The organism is Bacillus sp. ISL-47, from assembly GCF_018613175.1.
Taxonomy (GTDB): domain Bacteria; phylum Bacillota; class Bacilli; order Bacillales; family Cytobacillaceae; genus Cytobacillus.
Genome location: NZ_JAGGQS010000032.1, coordinates 25378 through 41212 on the forward strand (window position 1 = coordinate 25378; position 15835 = coordinate 41212).

The following is a 15835-nucleotide window of genomic DNA, read 5'->3' on the forward strand; positions in this document are numbered from 1 at the left end:
ATCCAATTATGAGTATATATCCGCTAATGTTGGCTTCAGGCTCTTAAATAAAAATTCATATCCGGATGCTGTCAGCTTTTCTGGCAGCACCTTTTGCCCCTCTAAAACAAGGGTGCTCATTTCACCCAGAACTATTTTTAAAGCAAAGTCTGGAGCAGGAAGCCAGTGCGGACGATGAAGAACCTCTCCAAGAATCTTGCCAAATTCCTTCATTGTAACCGGATTGGGCGAAGTGAAATTAACCGCCCCTTGCAGCTGTTCATTTTCTATGCAAAATAGAATCCCGCTGACAACATCCTTCAAATGGATCCATGAAACCCATTGACTGCCAGATCCGACTGTACCCCCGGAAAATAATTTATAGGGGAGGGCCATTCGTGGAAGGGCACCATCATTTTTATCGAGAATAATGCCAAAGCGGCAGAAAATTGTACGAACATCCCATTCCTCTGCTTTGGAGGCTTCCATTTCCCAGCGGCTTACTGTCTCAGCTAAGAAGTCTGAGCCTGGTTTTTTTGATGCTTCAGTAAAAGTTTCTTTTTCTGAAGTCCCATAATATCCGACTGCACTTGCATTAATCAAGGTATAGGGCTTTTCTGCCAAACGGCTTATAATCCGCAGTACTTCCTTAGTTGCTGTAATCCGGCTGTTAAAGATACGCTTCTTGCGTTCCTCTGTCCACCTGCCGCTGTTAATAGACTCCCCTGCCAGGTTTATAAACACATCTATTCCTTCAAGCTCATCTTCCGGTGAATCATCTTTATTCAGCCACTGGACATATTGAAGGTTTTTGGAATTTTGTTTGTTTACAGCATTTCTGGTTAAAATCAAAAGGTCGTGTCCATTCTGCAATAATTTTTTTACCAAGGCGCTTCCAACAAAACCGGTGCCTCCTGTTATGGCTATTCTCATGGGAAATTCCCCTTTCAAGTGGCAATACTTTCTTACATCTTACGACGTTTTCTTTCTAAAACCTTTTTTAAATGTGTTACATTAAAAAAGAGGTGGAGAAAATGCCGATTATTACAAAAATCACTGTCCAGAAAAAGAAAACAGACCGCTACAATATATATATGGATTATGGCAAGGGTGAAGAATACGCGTTTAGTGTGGATGAAGATGTTTTAATAAAACACCAGCTGAAAAAAGGGCTGGAGCTCGATGAGTTCGCACTAAGTGAAATTGGCTACAAGGATGATATACGCAAAGCCTATAACACGGCTATTCAGTATTTATCCAGAAGGATGCGCTCAGAAACCGAAGTCCGCAAACATTTAGCTGAAAAAGAAGTTGAAGAACTTGTCATACAGGAAGTTATACACAAATTATATGATTATAAATTTTTAAACGATGAAGAATTCGCAAAGGCTTTCGTGCGTACACAAATGAATACTTCAGATAAAGGCAAAGGATTAATTCGCAATGAACTCAGGGAAAAAGGAATTTCTTCAAAATTAATTGAAGAAGCATTGGTGGAGTATCCGAGGGAAACTGAGCTCAATACAGCAATAAAGCTTTGTGGTAAACAGGCACAAAAACTCTCCCGTGATTCATCAAAGATCATCAAGCAAAAATTGGAACAAATGCTGATGCGTAAAGGGTTTAACTTTGAAATTATTCAAGCAGCCATTGCGGAAACAGAGCTTGAAAAAGAAGAAGACGAAGAGATGGCAGCCTTAAAATTCCAGGCAGAAAAAGCCAAGAGAAAATATGCAAAGCTCCCTGAATTTGAATACAGGCAAAAAATGAAACAAACATTATTCCGCAAAGGATTTTCCTTTGATTTAATTGAGCAGTATCTAAGGGAAGACGAGGAAATATAAGAAACACATGGCATAAAGCCATGTGTTATTTTCTGTTAGATTCAATCACAATTGCATTTTCCTCATTGCTTTCTAAAATCATCTGAGCCACTTCCTTAGGAGAACGCAGCTTTGATTTATCCTTGATATGCTCGCTTTCATCCCAGAAAGGTGTGTCCATGCCACCCATATATACGGCTTTCACCTTGATATTTGTGTCCTCAAGCTCTTTCTGCAGGCTCTCAGTGAGCCCTCGTACTGCAAATTTACTTGCAACATATCCAGCTTCATTTACCTTTCCTTTTAACCCGGCCGTGGATATGATATTCATCAGCAATCCTTCGTTTCTTTCTTTTAAATAAGGCAGAATTGCTTGTGACATATAAATGGTGCCGAGCACATTTGTATCAAGCATTTCACTTATTTCTTTTTCTTTCATTTCTTCAAATGGTCCGAAGTGGCCAACACCGGCATTATTAATCAAGCCGAAGAGTGGAATGCTTCCGGCTGCATCCTTTATAAATTGGCGGACTTCTGCAAGCTTCGTTACATCAACAGCAAAGGATTGGGCGCTTCCGCCGGCATCTTGTATTTCCCTTTCCACTTTCTTCAGTTTCTCGTGTGTCCGTCCCGTCAAAATGATATGGAAGCCTTGTTTCGCGTATAATAATGCAAGCTCCCTTCCTAACCCTGATCCTGCACCCGTAACTATAAGGGATTTCATTTTTGTATCACTCCTTTTGTGAACTATTCTATAAAAATATTTTAACAAAATCGGCAGTGTATTTCTTTTCGCAGGCTTTAGATTGAAAGCTCCAGTCTTTTCTAACCATGTTTTTTCCCATATACTTAGCTATGTAGAATAGTTTTTTAAATAACAACTCCTATATAGGTTAGAGTGTTCAAAACAGGATTTAATTATCTAGAGAAAGTCAGAGGGATCGTTATGCAGGAGAAAAGATATAGCACAATGACGACGTATGAATTGCAGCAGGAAATCGCCAGCCTGAATGAAAAAGCCAGGAAAGCAGAACAGATGGGTATGGTGAATGAATTCGCGGTACTGGAGCGCAAAATGATAATGGCTAAGTCCTACCTGCTTAATCCGGATGATTTTAAGCCAGGGGAATTATATCAAATTGAAGGGGATCCAGGAGTGTATTTTAAGATTGAATATATGAATGGAGTATTTGCTTGGGGATTTCGATTGAATGGAAGCAAGGGTGAAGAGGCTTTGCCGATATCTATGCTTAAAAAATTAGAAGAAAGAGGATGATTTGAACATCCTCTTTCCGGTTTTTAAGAATTTTTACGAATCTGTCGTTTTAAAATGATGAGGTCTTGAGTTTGCTGGGTTTCTCCATTTACTTGAGAATGCGCACGCTTTGGCCTAAAGTGCGGTGAAGTAAATGGACTGGAATACGGATTGTCGCCAAAAAAGTTTTTGCTGTTTCCCATAACCAAGCCTCCTCGAATTTTAAAATTCAGGTGTATCGTTTTCTCGGTTTGATGAAGCTCTCATCCGTTCCTGTGGATGTGTATTGATGGTGCCGTCAGCCCGGCGTGAAGCGTACTCCGCTTTAGCCCGCGGCTCACCCTCAAATTTATTGTTATTTTGATTTGGAAAATTTCTCGCTTTATTGCGCATAAGCAGCCTCCTAAACCGGAATAAGAGCGTGATCAGCTTTGGTGCTAATCACGTAGTACTATTATTTGTTTTTGTTTGACAGGCTATGATAAATAAAGGCCTTTAATAAATGGTAATGAGGTGATTTTTATGAATGAATACCAGCAAAAGCTTTATGAACTTTTATTGGAAAAAAATGATAAGCTGTCAGCCAGCCAGGCCCAAACATGGATTGAACTTCTGTGGGAGGATTTTGAAGCTACCTATGCTAAAGCCGGCAGAGAATATAGAGGCAGAGAAATGACGGAGCGGATTGTAAGGCAATGGGTAGAAAATTACGGAAGCAGGCTCCATGAATTTGTGGCTAATAATCCAAAATATAAACATCTGCTCGAGCAGGATATGAATAAACTTAATTAAAAAACCGGCTGCCTTTGAAGGCAGCCGGTTTATCTTTGGTCCCAGCGCATCTTTCGATTACCCAGGAATAATATCCAGTTTTTTACGCAGTTTTTCTTCACTGAAAATCCAGCCTGTGTAGGAAGATTGGATGGTTAATTCCCGATCCAGCTGGACAACAGCTACGAATGGGTAATGGCCATTGCTTCGATAACGCAGATCAATGAACCGAACTTCATAATAATCATCATATTCATCCACTTCCCAGCGGTAAACAGGAGAGAAGGATAAGAATGCAGAGAGGTTCTTATCTTTTTTTGCTGCCTCAAGCACCGGGGTTTCAGGAACGGGAATGCGATTGAATTGATCGAGAATCCGGACGTGATTTTTAACAGCGCGTCCTACGAAAAACTGATGCTTGCTCATTACTGCAACCCGCCAGTGGTTAAATCTCATGGTTGGGGCAATGATGATTTCGGTTGCATCAGGAATAATGGCCTTTACAGCTTCCATGACGCTTCTTTGGGCTGCAAAACGCAGCAGATAGTACACCACTATAATTCCGTATATGACTAAAAATGTATATCCTGGATGTACACCAAATGCCCAAATAAATAATCCGACAACATGAATCCCGAAAATAAACGGGTCAAACGTGTTAATAACGCCCAATGCAACCCATTTCGACGAAAAAGGCCTCAATGCCTGTGTTCCATATGCATTAAAAATGTCGACAAATACATGCAGGAAAACGGCCAGAAATGTCCAAATCCAAAGATGAAGCAAATTTGCTTCCGGAAAAAACGGATAAATAACCGCTAATATCACCAGCGGCCATAGCAGAACTGCTGGGATGGAATGGGTAATTCCCCTGTGGTTGCGTATATAAACGGCGTTATTTCTAAGCTTTAATACTGTATCTATATCTGGTATTTGTGAACCAACGATGGCTCCTATCATGACGCTGGTTGCAGTAGCCGAACTTTGTGCAACAATCGGATCAAGAGTGGAAATACCGCCAATCGCCAGTCCCATTACTACATGTGTGCCAGTATCCAAGAGGAAAGTACCTCCTTCCTTGGGAACATGATTTAAGTAAATTGTGTGAATTTTGAATTTCGTCACCTGTCTACCTGCAGAGTGTAACCCCTCTGAGGTCTTGGAAGTTCCTCCCCAGAACTCCGCAGCAAAATACTTCGAACGACTGAAGGTGAGTTTTGGGAGGGCGCAAAGGTTTTAGTCTGCGTTCCGTTGAACCAAGGCGCTCTCGCTTTTCTAAAGTGTATCAACAAAATTCTTGTATTAACAGCTAATTATGGGTACCTTTAAAGGAGTTGCTAAAAATGATACAAAGTGTTCAAATGATTGTGCAATATGAAGTGAAAAACTCATCTTTTTCCCAGTATCAGGAAGTGATGTCAAATGTGATTGATATGCTGCCTGCCTATGATGCGGCAGAAATTAATATCTCTCACTATGATGAGGATTCGTACATGATTATTGAATCCTTTATTGTTCCAACTGAGTCCCATTACTTTGCTTTGAAAAAACTTCGCAAATCCAAAAAGCACAATGTATTTGGCAGTTTGGATCCATTTATTTCTGGCGGATTGGCCAAAATGGATTGCTGGGCTCTAAAAAAGCAACTGTACTAATATATTCCCATATTTCCGATTGTTTAACATCAGGAGGAGCAAAAATTGAAAGAAATAAGCAAAAACAATATTGATTCAATTGATATAAAAGGTTTTCAGGATGATTTATTAAGCTGGTTTCAAGACGAACAAAGGGACCTTCCATGGAGAAAGGATCAGGATCCTTACAAGGTTTGGGTATCAGAAATTATGCTTCAGCAAACCAGAGTCGATACCGTCATTCCTTATTTCAACCGTTTTATTGAGCAGTTTCCTACGATAAAAGATCTATCTGAAGCGGAAGAAGAAAAGGTATTAAAGGCCTGGGAAGGTTTGGGCTATTATTCAAGGGCAAGAAATCTGCAGTCCGCTGTCCGGGAAGTACATGAAAAATATGGCGGAAAAGTCCCCGACACACCCAAAGAAATCTCCTCATTAAAAGGAGTGGGACCCTATACAGCAGGAGCTATTTTAAGTATCGCTTACGGTATTCCCGAACCAGCAGTAGATGGAAATGTTATGCGTGTCCTTTCCCGTATTCTTTCCATTTGGGACGATATCGCAAAGCCATCGACAAGAAAGATTTTTGAAGCTGCGGTCCGAAAACTGATTTCACACGAAAATCCATCCCATTTCAATCAGGCGCTGATGGAGCTCGGAGCTTTAATCTGCACACCGACGTCACCTTCCTGCTTATTATGTCCTGTCAGGGAGCATTGTACCGCCTTTCATACAGGGACTCAGCATGAGCTGCCTGTGAAAACGAAAACCAAAAAGCAGCGTAATGTGCAATTGGCAGCGGCGGTCCTCGCAGATGATCAGGGGAGAATCTTGATTCATAAACGGCCGGAAAAGGGTCTCCTTGCAAATCTTTGGGAGTTTCCGATGGTTGAGATAAATCTTGCATATGTAAGTGAAAAAGAGCAAATGAAGGATGCCTTTCACACTCAATATAGTGCTGAAATCGAGATTGATGAAATGACAGGCCAGATCGAACATGTTTTTTCCCACTTAACATGGAACATTAATGTTTACAAAGGGAGAATTATTTCACTTGTAAAAGAAGAAGCCGATTTAAAATTGGTTACACTTGATGAAATAAGAAAATTCCCTTTTCCGGTTTCACACCAGAAGATGTTCCAGCAGTTTTTGAATAGTGAAGCATAGAAAAAAGGGGGATATCCCCCCTTAAATTTAAATTTTCGCTCAATCGTAACTTACACGTGTTCCATGGGTATAATCGGCTTCCTGCCTTTTTAGCCCGCCACGGCTCTCAATTTCTTCGACTATTTCTCTGTGAATGGTTTGTCCTTCGGAATTCAAATAGGGCATAATTTGCTGAAATGAATGATGGTAAAAAGCAAGTTCGCTATCCTTCCAGTCAGTTTTTGGCATCATGGAAAGCTCGGTCATATCACGGCCAACATACATATACTATCTTCCTTTCATCTCGATTTAATTAATGATAGTGTTTTAATCAGAATTGCCATCTATACATGGAAAAAGCTAAAATGATAAGCGAAACAGGGGATGTATTTTAAAATTCCCGGAATTTCAATCCTTAAACAGATTAGATAAAGGAATACATAAAAGAAAGGAAATGAATCATGACACAAAAAGTAGCGCTTATAACAGGAAGCAGCAGAGGGATTGGAAAGGCCACAGCCATCAGGCTTGCAAAGGAAGGATATGATATTGTCATCAATTATGCCCGCAGCAAATCGGCCGCCAATGAGACGGCAGCCGAAATTGAAGCACTGGGAAGAAAGGTGCTGGTTGTAAAAGCGAATGTTGGCGATGTGGAGAAAATTAAAGGGCTTTTTCAGGAAATTGAACGCGAATTTGGAAGGCTGGATGTTTTTGTGAATAACGCAGCTTCAGGTGTTTTGCGTCCGGCGATGGAACTGGAGGAATCCCATTGGGATTGGACCATGAATATTAACAGCAAAGCTTTATTATTCTGTGGGCAGGAAGCAGCAAAGCTAATGGAAAAAAACGAAGGCGGAAGAATAGTAAGCATCAGCTCTCTGGGATCGATCCGCTATCTTGAAAATTACACGACAGTTGGTGTTTCTAAAGCAGCTTTAGAAGCACTCACACGTTATTTGGCAGTTGAATTGGCACCTAAAAATATTATTGTAAATGCTGTTTCAGGCGGTGCGGTTGATACAGAAGCATTAAAGCATTTCCCTAATCGTGCAGAGCTGCTTGAAGAAGCAAAGTCCAAAACTCCTGCGGGACGTATGGTTGAAATTGAAGACATGGTAAATACAGTAATGTTCCTAATTGGCGAAGAATCAAGCATGATCCGCGGCCAAACTATTATTGTGGATGGAGGTATTTCTCTGCTGGTTTAAAATAATAATTGGATATTTTTGGTTTTGAAAAAAGTAGGATAGTTTCCTCCTCGCCGGGTTAAATTAATGAGCGTGGAGGTGATTACAATGGCTAAACAACCAAACCAAACTCAAGCTGGAACTAACGTACAAGAAGTAAGACAACAAAACGCTCAATCTGCAGGCCAAGCTGGTCAAGGACAATTCGGTACTGAATTTGCCAGCGAAACTAACGCTGCTGAAGTAAGACAGCAAAACCAGCAAGCTGAAGCTAAAAAAGGCCAAAACGCTGGCCGTCAAAGCCGCTAATTAAAATTAGCTGTACTTAATTGAAACCGCCCTTCATTTGGAATGGGCGGTTTCTTTTTTTGGGTAAAAATGACTCTATTTTATCCATAAACCGGAACACTTGGTTGTTTGGTTTAATAGGGGGCATTAGAACTATACGCCCATTTTGCGCAAAACATAATGCAATGCTAAAGAAATAAGCACAAATAGCGTAACTTTATCCAATGAAATTTGCTCAACTAGGGGAGTATGCGTTGAGCGGTCTGATGAATAAATAGACCACCAAACAGGTTCTAAATAAAAAGTGGAAATCATGAGCCATAAGAATAATAGTAAACATATCAAAGTCCAATAAAGTTTCATCATAATCACTCCTCGTATATTCAATAGTCGGTTATCAAAAGATTCCAGTTTTCCTAAGAAAAAGAGGAATCGACAAAACTTCCATAAAGTCAACATAAGTAGTCAAAGGGTTGTAAGAAGGGGCAGCGAATAGTACATACTAGGAAAAATAATCGGGACGGTGAATCGATCATGAAAAACTTTAACAGTTTGGTGTCAGAGCAAATGAAAACAATGGAAAAGCTTCTTTATCTGCAAAGTGAATTGGAAAGATGCCAGGAGATTGAGGAAGAACTTAAAGCGATCCAACAGGAAACGGAATTGGAAAGTGTCCAGTACGAAATTGCAAGGATGAAAACTGAACTGAAAGAGATTCACAGTGTTTTTGAGGAACAGACCGAAGAGGTGATCCGCTCCTACCAGGAGGTAAATGTAACCGTATAAAGAGCAGCTCTAACTTCTATTTGACTATAATTCGGCATCATATGATAAACAATTAAGTGATTTAAAAACATTTAAATTCAGCTATTATATCCTTTTTTGTCAGCCGTTGATACATTTCAATGGCTCTTTTGTTTTAAAATTTTCCTTTTACCGTTATAATAGTAGAAAACAGGAATCGTACTTTGTTGCCTTTTGTCTATGTATATTATTGAAATCATGCTGTATATGTTAAGCTTCGGCATGGAGGAGATGGCGCTTAAAAATGCGCAGAAATTTTTTTACAGGTTGCAAAGCTTCCGGAATAGGAAAGTAGGGGAAAAAAATGGCGGTACCCATAGAAGGCGAACCAATGCAAATTCACAGCTATAAACATAATGGGCATATCCACCGCGTCTGGGAGGAAACAACCGTATTAAAGGGGACACAAAATTTAGTGATTGGCGGTAATGACCGGACGATTGTAACAGAATCTGACGGAAGAACGTGGGTTACAAGAGAGCCAGCCATTTGTTATTTTCATTCCCAGCACTGGTTTAATGTGATTGGAATGATTCGGGAGGACGGAGTTTATTACTACTGCAACATTAGCTCGCCATTTATTTTTGACGGAGAAGCGTTAAAGTATATTGACTATGATCTGGACATTAAGGTTTTTCCGGATATGACGTTTAATCTATTGGACGAAGATGAGTATGAACGGCACCGTCAGGAAATGAATTATCCCGATGTAATTGACAGCATCCTAAAATCCAATGTGGATAACCTCATCCATTGGATCCGCCAGAGAAAGGGCCCTTTTGCACCGGATTTTATTGATATATGGTATGAACGATACTTAACTTACAGACGCTAAAAAAAGTGGTGAAATTGCCAAAATAACGCCTGTTGGACCTCGGGTCAGCAGGTTTTTATTTTTGGCTTATTTTTGCATGTTTGCTGGGATTAGGGGTAATTTTAAGAAAATAACTGTCCATTTGAGGAGATGGAGCTTTTTAAATCAACAGGTTCTTACTTTTACGGGAGCATTACGGGCAATAAACAATTTGCTCCATTTTTCAGCGAAAACAAGGATATATCAATGATCAGCTTTTATTTCAACGTTAGTAAAGCAGAATTAGATAGAGAGGGGGAGCGAGCAGGTTGGACAGTATAAAAAGATATTTAAAATTTGTAAAGCCGTATCGCCTTCAGATTATCGGAACCATCATAATTGGCATTATTAAGTTTGCCATTCCGCTGTTGATTCCGCTTCTGATCAAGTATGTTATTGATGATATTATCGGCAATGAGGCATTAAGCCAGAGCGACAAAACAAATACACTTTTAATCGTTATGGGAATCATGATCGCGGTGTTTGTCGTTGCACGGCCACCGATTGAGTATTACCGGCAATATTTTGCCCAGTGGGTGGCAAGCAAAATTTTATTTGATATCCGAGATAAGCTTTTTACCCATATTCAAAAGCTGAGCTTTAAGTTTTACGCTAATAACCGAACGGGGGAAGTTATCTCGAGGGTTATTAATGATGTGGAGCAGACCAAGACCTTTGTTGTAACCGGGCTAATGAATCTTTGGCTTGATGTAGCGACTATTTTAATCGCTGTTGTGATCATGCTAAATATGGATGTTACCCTGACAATTGTATCGCTGCTTTTATTTCCGTTTTATGCTTTTTCAGTTAAATACTTTTTCGGGAATCTCAGAAAGCTGACGAGAGCCCGCTCACAGGCTCTCGCGGAGGTCCAGGGATATTTGCATGAACGGGTCCAGGGGATGGCTGTAGTGAAAAGCTTTGCCATTGAAGATTATGAACAAACCCAATTTGATGCACAAAATAAAAACTTCCTGACGAAAGCGATCGACCATACAAAATGGAATGCAAAGGCATTTGCTGTCGTTAATACGATTACTGATGTTTCACCGCTTCTTGTTATTGGCTATTCAGGTTATCAAGTAATTCAGGGTGATATCTCACTTGGTGTGATGATGGCGTTTATTGCCTATATCGACAGGCTATACAGCCCTCTTAGAAGGCTTGTAAATTCATCGACAACTTTAACACAATCGATTGCTTCCATGGACCGGGTTTTCGAATTGATAGATGAGGAATACGATATAGATGACGCGCCTGATGCCATTGAATGCCGGGATGTAAAAGGCCATATCCAGTTCGAAAACGTAAGCTTTTCATACAATGAGAATGAAGCTTCTGTACTAAAAGGTATATCACTTGATGTAAAGGAAGGGGAAACAATTGCGCTTGTTGGAATGAGTGGCGGCGGAAAGTCTTCATTGGTCGGCCTGATCCCGCGTTTTTATGATGTAACCGAAGGAAGAGTTCTGCTTGATGGCACGGACATCCGTTCCTTTAAAGTTAGAAGCCTGCGCGATAAAATTGGTATGGTGCTCCAGGATAATATCTTGTTTAGTGAATCAGTAAAAACAAATATTCTTCTTGGCAAGCCGGAAGCAACAGATGAAGAAGTAGTCGAAGCTGCCAAAGCTGCCAATGCACACGAGTTTATCATGAATTTGCCTGATGGGTATGAAACAAAGGTCGGCGAACGCGGTGTCAAACTATCGGGGGGACAAAAGCAGCGGATTGCCATTGCGAGAATCTTTTTGAAGAATCCGCCTATCCTTGTTTTGGATGAAGCGACTTCTGCTTTAGACCTTGAGAGTGAGCATCTGATACAGGAAGCACTTGAAAAATTGGCAAAGGATCGTACGACCTTTATCGTGGCACATCGTCTTTCCACGATCACCCATGCTGATCGAATTATCCTAATAGAGCATGGAGAAATTTCGGAAGCGGGAAGTCATGAAGAATTAATGAAAAAACATGGAAATTATTATAAGCTATTTCAAGTTCAGCAGCTTGAACATTAGGACTAAAAGCTGGCTCTAAAGAGAGCCGGCTTTTTTGGTACTCTTTTATGGTAGTGCGTTAAATTGCTATAGTGTAACAATATTTTAAGTAGTAAAAAACTGTCATTAAGGTCCAGCTTTTTCATAGATATTAGTAGAAAACGATTAAATTTCTAGTCGGAAAGATATAGAATGACGTCAAAATATATATAATGTTTACTATATTTAAATAATTTAGAAAAATGAGTAGACTTCGACAATCTTTTTTTATAGAATGAAAAAAAGAGTGACCTAAAGTCCAAATTGTTAAAAATGTCCTATTTCATAGGAAAGGGACGATCAAGAAAGGAGTATCCGTGTGACTCAAGCTCCAGTTTTAGATGTAAAGCAGCTAAGGACTTCCTTTTTCTCTTCGGATGGTGAAGTACCTGCCGTCGATGATATAAGCTTCTCAGTTAATAAAGGAGAGGTCCTTGGAATAGTCGGCGAGTCCGGCTGCGGAAAGAGTGTTACTTCTCTATCCATAATGAAACTGATTCCACAGCCGCCGGGGAAAATTGTTGGCGGAGAAATTCTTTTAGACGGCGAAAATCTAGTGAACGCCTCAGAAAAAAGAATGCGGGAAATAAGAGGCAATGAAGTGGCGATGATTTTTCAGGAGCCGATGACATCATTGAATCCTTTATTCACGATTGGCGATCAGCTAATAGAAGGCATTAAAATACATAAAAAAGTAAACAAGAAGGCTGCTTTCCAGCAGGCAGTTGAAATGCTGAAGCTTGTCGGCCTGCCGAGAGCAGAGCAAATTATGAAGGAATATCCTCATCAGCTTTCCGGAGGGATGAGGCAGAGGGTGATGATCGCGATGGCTTTGTCCTGCCATCCGCGTCTCCTGATTGCCGATGAGCCGACAACCGCGCTCGACGTAACGATACAGGCTCAAATCCTTTCCCTGATGAAGGACCTTAATGAGAAACTCGATACAGCAATTATTATGATTACCCATGATTTAGGCGTGGTCGCGGAAGTTTGCGAGCGGGTCATTGTCATGTATGCCGGAAAAATCGTCGAAGAAGCGCCGGTAGAAGAAATTTTTAAAAATCCGAAGCACCCTTATACACAGGGGCTGCTTCTATCTGTACCGGATGTCCGGGAAAAGAAAGATCGTCTATATTCTATACCAGGAAATGTGCCAAAGCCGGGGTCAATCAAGACAGGCTGCCGATTTGCAGCACGCTGCGAGTTTGTCCATGACCGCTGCATGGCTGAAAGTCCTCCGCTTTACCATGTTGAAGAGGCAGAACAGCACACTGTGCGCTGTTTCCTGCACGAGTCAGGAGGTGTAGTGAATGACCGAAGTGCTGTTGGAAGTTAATCAATTAAAAAAGTACTTTCCTGTGACAGGCGGACTTTTTGGCAGAAAAACAGGTGATGTTAAAGCAGTTGATGACATTAGTTTCTTTGTTAATAAAGGTGAAACGCTTGGTCTTGTAGGTGAGTCGGGTTGCGGCAAATCCACAACAGGAAGAATGCTGATGCGCCTGATTGAACCAACAGAAGGAAAAGTGGTTTTCGAGGGCAAAGACCTGACAAGCTTAAGCTCAGGGGAAATGCGCAAAATGAGAAAGGAAATGCAAATGGTGTTTCAGGATCCGTTTGCTTCCTTGAATCCCCGCCATACGGTTGAACAGATTTTGGAAGAGCCGCTTATCGTCCATGGCATTGGCGACAAAGAGGAACGAAAACGAAGGGTAAGGGAAATGCTTGAAGTTGTCGGCCTTAGCAGCTACCATGCAAAACGCTACCCTCATCAGTTCAGCGGTGGCCAAAGGCAGAGAATCGGAATTGCGAGGGCACTTATGACAAAGCCTAAGCTGATTATTGCTGATGAACCAGTTTCAGCCCTCGATGTTTCGATTCAATCACAGGTATTAAACCTGCTTGAAGATTTGCAGAAGGAATTTCAGCTTACTTATATATTCATTGCCCATGATCTGGGGGTGGTTAAACATATCAGTGATAGAGTTGGAGTTATGTATCTTGGAAGGCTGGTAGAAATCACAACAGCGGATCAGCTTTACGATAAACCGCTGCATCCGTATACGCGAGCTTTGCTTGGTGCAGTTCCAGTTCCAGATCCGACATTAAAGAAAGATAGGGAGCTTTTAACCGGGGATATTCCAAGCCCGCAGAATCCTCCAGCAGGATGTGCTTTCCACACGAGATGCAAAGAATGCATGGATATCTGTAAAACAGAAAGACCTCAATTAGAGGAAATTGAACCTGGTCACTTTGCAGCCTGTCATTTATACAGGTCTTGATGAGCTGGCAAAAATGACAGCGCTGCATGGATGATAAATATGTAAAAATGCCTGCAAAGCAGGCGAAAGAAAAAGGGGGAAAACAATGAAGAAGCGCAATGGTATTTGGTTCCTTGTTGCAGCTATGCTTCTGTCACTGGCACTAGCCGGCTGCAGCAGCAACTCAAGCAGCGGAACAAAGGAAGAGGATAATGAGAAAGGCACAGATACAGAAGAAACATCTTCAGGAGGTACGCTTGTTTTTGGACGCGGCGGTGATTCTACTTCACTTGATCCGGCCATTACAACAGAAGGTGAATCTTTTAAAGTTACAAAAAACATTTATGAAACACTTATTAACTTCGGTGAGCAGGATACTGAAATTGAAGCGGGCCTTGCTACTGAATGGGAAACAAGCGAAGATGGCCTGAAGCACACATTAAAGCTTCGCGAAGGCGTTAAGTTCCACGACGGAACAGATTTCAATGCGGAAGCAGTTGTCTTCAACTTTGAAAGATGGAAAGCAGGAAGCGCTGAGCAATTCTACTATTACAACTCTCAATTTGGAGATAAGATCTCTGAAGTTAAAGCAGTTGACGATTATACAGTAGAGTTTATTTTAAACAAGCCAATTGCTCCATTCCTAAAGAATCTGGCTATGTCTCCATTTGGCATTGCCAGTCCGGCTGCTGTTGAACAGCACGGGGATAAGTTCCTTCAAAACCCTGTAGGAACAGGTCCTTTTAAATTCCAGGAATTGAAGCCCAATGACCGTATCACTCTTGTAAAAAATGAGGATTACTGGCAAGAAGGACTGCCTAAGTTAGATCAAGTAATCTTCCGAGTTATTCCTGAAAATTCTGCACGTTTGAATGCATTGGCTACAGGCGAGGTTGACCTGATTGATGGCGTTAACTTCAGTGATGTAGGACAAATCGAAGGAAATCCTGATTTACAGGTGTTTGAGCGTCCAACACTAAACGTTGCTTATCTTGGATTAACAAGCACTCGCGGACCATTGAAAGAAAAGCTGGTACGCCAGGCACTTAACTATGCAGTTGATAAGCAAGCATTAATCGACGCATTCTATGCTGGCGCTGCTGAACCTGCGAAAAACCCAATGCCTCCAGTTGTAGCAGGATATAACGATGATGTTCAAGATTATGAGTACAACCCTGAGAAGGCGAAAGAACTTTTAAAAGAAGCAGGTTATGAAGACGGATTTGAAATGGAACTATGGGCTATGCCTGTTCCTAGACCATACATGCCAGATGGACAAAAAGTGGCAGAAGCTCTTCAAGCCAACTTTGATGCGATCGGCGTAAAAGCTAAAATTGTTTCTTATGAGTGGGGTACTTACCTGGATAAAGCCAAGAATGGTGAAGCAGATACATTCTTGCTTGGCTGGACAGGCGATAACGGAGATGCCGATAACTTCTTATACGTACTTCTTGACCAGGACAGCATTGGTTCCAATAACTACTCTTACTACCAAAACCCTGAAGTGCATGAATTATTGGTGAAAGCACAAGCAAGTGCAGACCAGGCAGAGCGTGAAGAGCTATACAAACAAGCTCAGCTTCTTATCAAAGAAGATGCTCCATGGATTCCGCTTGTACACTCAAGGCCAATCCTTGCGGGTAAAGCAGATATCTCAGGCTTCAAGCCGCATCCAACAGGTTCTGATTTATTATCAACTGTTGAATTTAAATAAGATTATAGTCTGAGGAGATTTACGGACTCTCAGTCATGACAATGAAAATTGCAAGAGAGTTATACTTCTTATAATCCAAGG

Annotated in this window: 19 protein-coding genes; 13 read left to right on the forward strand and 6 right to left on the reverse strand. The window is 41.1% G+C overall.

The features are described 5' to 3' along the window. Positions 1-6 precede the first annotated feature (6 nt). The gene (locus J7I93_RS11585) at positions 7-912 is read right to left on the reverse strand and encodes a TIGR01777 family oxidoreductase (protein ID WP_214726015.1); all 906 of its coding nucleotides are present in this window, start codon (positions 910-912) and stop codon (positions 7-9) included. 101 nt (positions 913-1013) lie between these two features. Here J7I93_RS11585 and recX point away from each other — a divergent pair, with 101 nt between their 5' ends. Then, the gene (gene recX, locus J7I93_RS11590) at positions 1014-1823 is read left to right on the forward strand and encodes a recombination regulator RecX (RefSeq protein ID WP_214726016.1); all 810 of its coding nucleotides are present in this window, start codon (positions 1014-1016) and stop codon (positions 1821-1823) included. Between the two features lie 25 nt (positions 1824-1848). On the opposite strand, the gene J7I93_RS11595 is transcribed toward recX, so the two are convergent. Then, positions 1849-2526, reverse strand: a complete 678-nt coding sequence (locus tag J7I93_RS11595; protein WP_214726017.1) for an SDR family NAD(P)-dependent oxidoreductase — start codon at positions 2524-2526, stop codon at positions 1849-1851. A gap of 222 nt (positions 2527-2748) precedes the next feature. Here J7I93_RS11595 and J7I93_RS11600 point away from each other — a divergent pair, with 222 nt between their 5' ends. Further along, on the forward strand, positions 2749-3078 hold the full coding sequence (locus J7I93_RS11600; RefSeq protein ID WP_214726018.1) for a YfhH family protein: 330 nt from the start codon (positions 2749-2751) through the stop codon (positions 3076-3078). Between the two features lie 23 nt (positions 3079-3101). Here J7I93_RS11600 and J7I93_RS11605 read toward each other — a convergent pair whose 3' ends face one another. Next, entirely contained in the window at positions 3102-3260 is a 159-nt protein-coding gene (locus J7I93_RS11605) for a YpzG family protein (RefSeq protein ID WP_009335831.1), read from the reverse strand. Between the two features lie 19 nt (positions 3261-3279). Beyond that, complete coding sequence (locus tag J7I93_RS11610) at positions 3280-3450, reverse strand: small, acid-soluble spore protein K (RefSeq protein WP_214726019.1); 171 nt, start codon at positions 3448-3450, stop codon at positions 3280-3282. A 129-nt stretch (positions 3451-3579) separates the two neighbouring features. On the opposite strand from J7I93_RS11610, the gene J7I93_RS11615 reads away from it, so the two are divergent. Then, complete coding sequence (locus J7I93_RS11615; RefSeq protein WP_214726020.1) at positions 3580-3849, forward strand: YfhJ family protein; 270 nt, start codon at positions 3580-3582, stop codon at positions 3847-3849. Between the two features lie 57 nt (positions 3850-3906). Here the strand turns inward: J7I93_RS11615 and J7I93_RS11620 are convergent, their stop codons facing one another. Further along, positions 3907-4887 (reverse strand): metal-dependent hydrolase, encoded by a 981-nt coding sequence (locus tag J7I93_RS11620; RefSeq protein ID WP_214726021.1) that lies wholly within the window; start codon positions 4885-4887, stop codon positions 3907-3909. A gap of 284 nt (positions 4888-5171) precedes the next feature. Here J7I93_RS11620 and J7I93_RS11625 point away from each other — a divergent pair, with 284 nt between their 5' ends. After that, positions 5172-5483, forward strand: a complete 312-nt coding sequence (locus J7I93_RS11625; protein ID WP_214726022.1) for a hypothetical protein — start codon at positions 5172-5174, stop codon at positions 5481-5483. A 54-nt stretch (positions 5484-5537) separates the two neighbouring features. Beyond that, complete coding sequence (gene mutY / locus J7I93_RS11630; protein WP_483297132.1) at positions 5538-6629, forward strand: A/G-specific adenine glycosylase; 1092 nt, start codon at positions 5538-5540, stop codon at positions 6627-6629. Positions 6630-6668: 39 nt separating this feature from the next. Here mutY and J7I93_RS11635 read toward each other — a convergent pair whose 3' ends face one another. Continuing rightward, the gene (locus J7I93_RS11635) at positions 6669-6893 is read right to left on the reverse strand and encodes a hypothetical protein (protein ID WP_214726024.1); all 225 of its coding nucleotides are present in this window, start codon (positions 6891-6893) and stop codon (positions 6669-6671) included. 176 nt (positions 6894-7069) lie between these two features. Between J7I93_RS11635 and fabL the strand changes: the two genes are divergently transcribed. From fabL to J7I93_RS11675, 8 genes are all read left to right on the forward strand, one after another. Further along, on the forward strand, positions 7070-7819 hold the full coding sequence (fabL, locus tag J7I93_RS11640; protein WP_214988698.1) for an enoyl-[acyl-carrier-protein] reductase FabL: 750 nt from the start codon (positions 7070-7072) through the stop codon (positions 7817-7819). 87 nt (positions 7820-7906) lie between these two features. Then, positions 7907-8107 (forward strand): gamma-type small acid-soluble spore protein, encoded by a 201-nt coding sequence (locus tag J7I93_RS11645; protein ID WP_144542318.1) that lies wholly within the window; start codon positions 7907-7909, stop codon positions 8105-8107. Between the two features lie 513 nt (positions 8108-8620). Further along, positions 8621-8872 carry a YgaB family protein gene (locus tag J7I93_RS11650; RefSeq protein ID WP_214726025.1) on the forward strand — a complete coding sequence of 84 codons (252 nt, stop codon included), beginning with the start codon at positions 8621-8623 and terminating at the stop codon, positions 8870-8872. Between the two features lie 322 nt (positions 8873-9194). Further along, positions 9195-9725, forward strand: coding sequence for a nucleoside tri-diphosphate phosphatase (gene ntdP, locus J7I93_RS11655; protein WP_026581721.1), 531 nt, complete (start codon positions 9195-9197; stop codon positions 9723-9725). Positions 9726-10012: 287 nt separating this feature from the next. Next, entirely contained in the window at positions 10013-11761 is a 1749-nt protein-coding gene (locus J7I93_RS11660; RefSeq protein WP_214726026.1) for an ABC transporter ATP-binding protein, read from the forward strand. Between the two features lie 337 nt (positions 11762-12098). Continuing rightward, the gene (locus J7I93_RS11665; protein ID WP_214726027.1) at positions 12099-13115 is read left to right on the forward strand and encodes an ABC transporter ATP-binding protein; all 1017 of its coding nucleotides are present in this window, start codon (positions 12099-12101) and stop codon (positions 13113-13115) included. After that, positions 13090-14061, forward strand: coding sequence for an ABC transporter ATP-binding protein (locus tag J7I93_RS11670; protein ID WP_214726028.1), 972 nt, complete (start codon positions 13090-13092; stop codon positions 14059-14061). Before J7I93_RS11665 ends, J7I93_RS11670 begins: the two co-directional genes overlap by 26 nt. Before the next feature lie 85 nt (positions 14062-14146). Further along, complete coding sequence (locus J7I93_RS11675; RefSeq protein ID WP_214726029.1) at positions 14147-15754, forward strand: ABC transporter substrate-binding protein; 1608 nt, start codon at positions 14147-14149, stop codon at positions 15752-15754. Positions 15755-15835 lie beyond the last annotated feature (81 nt).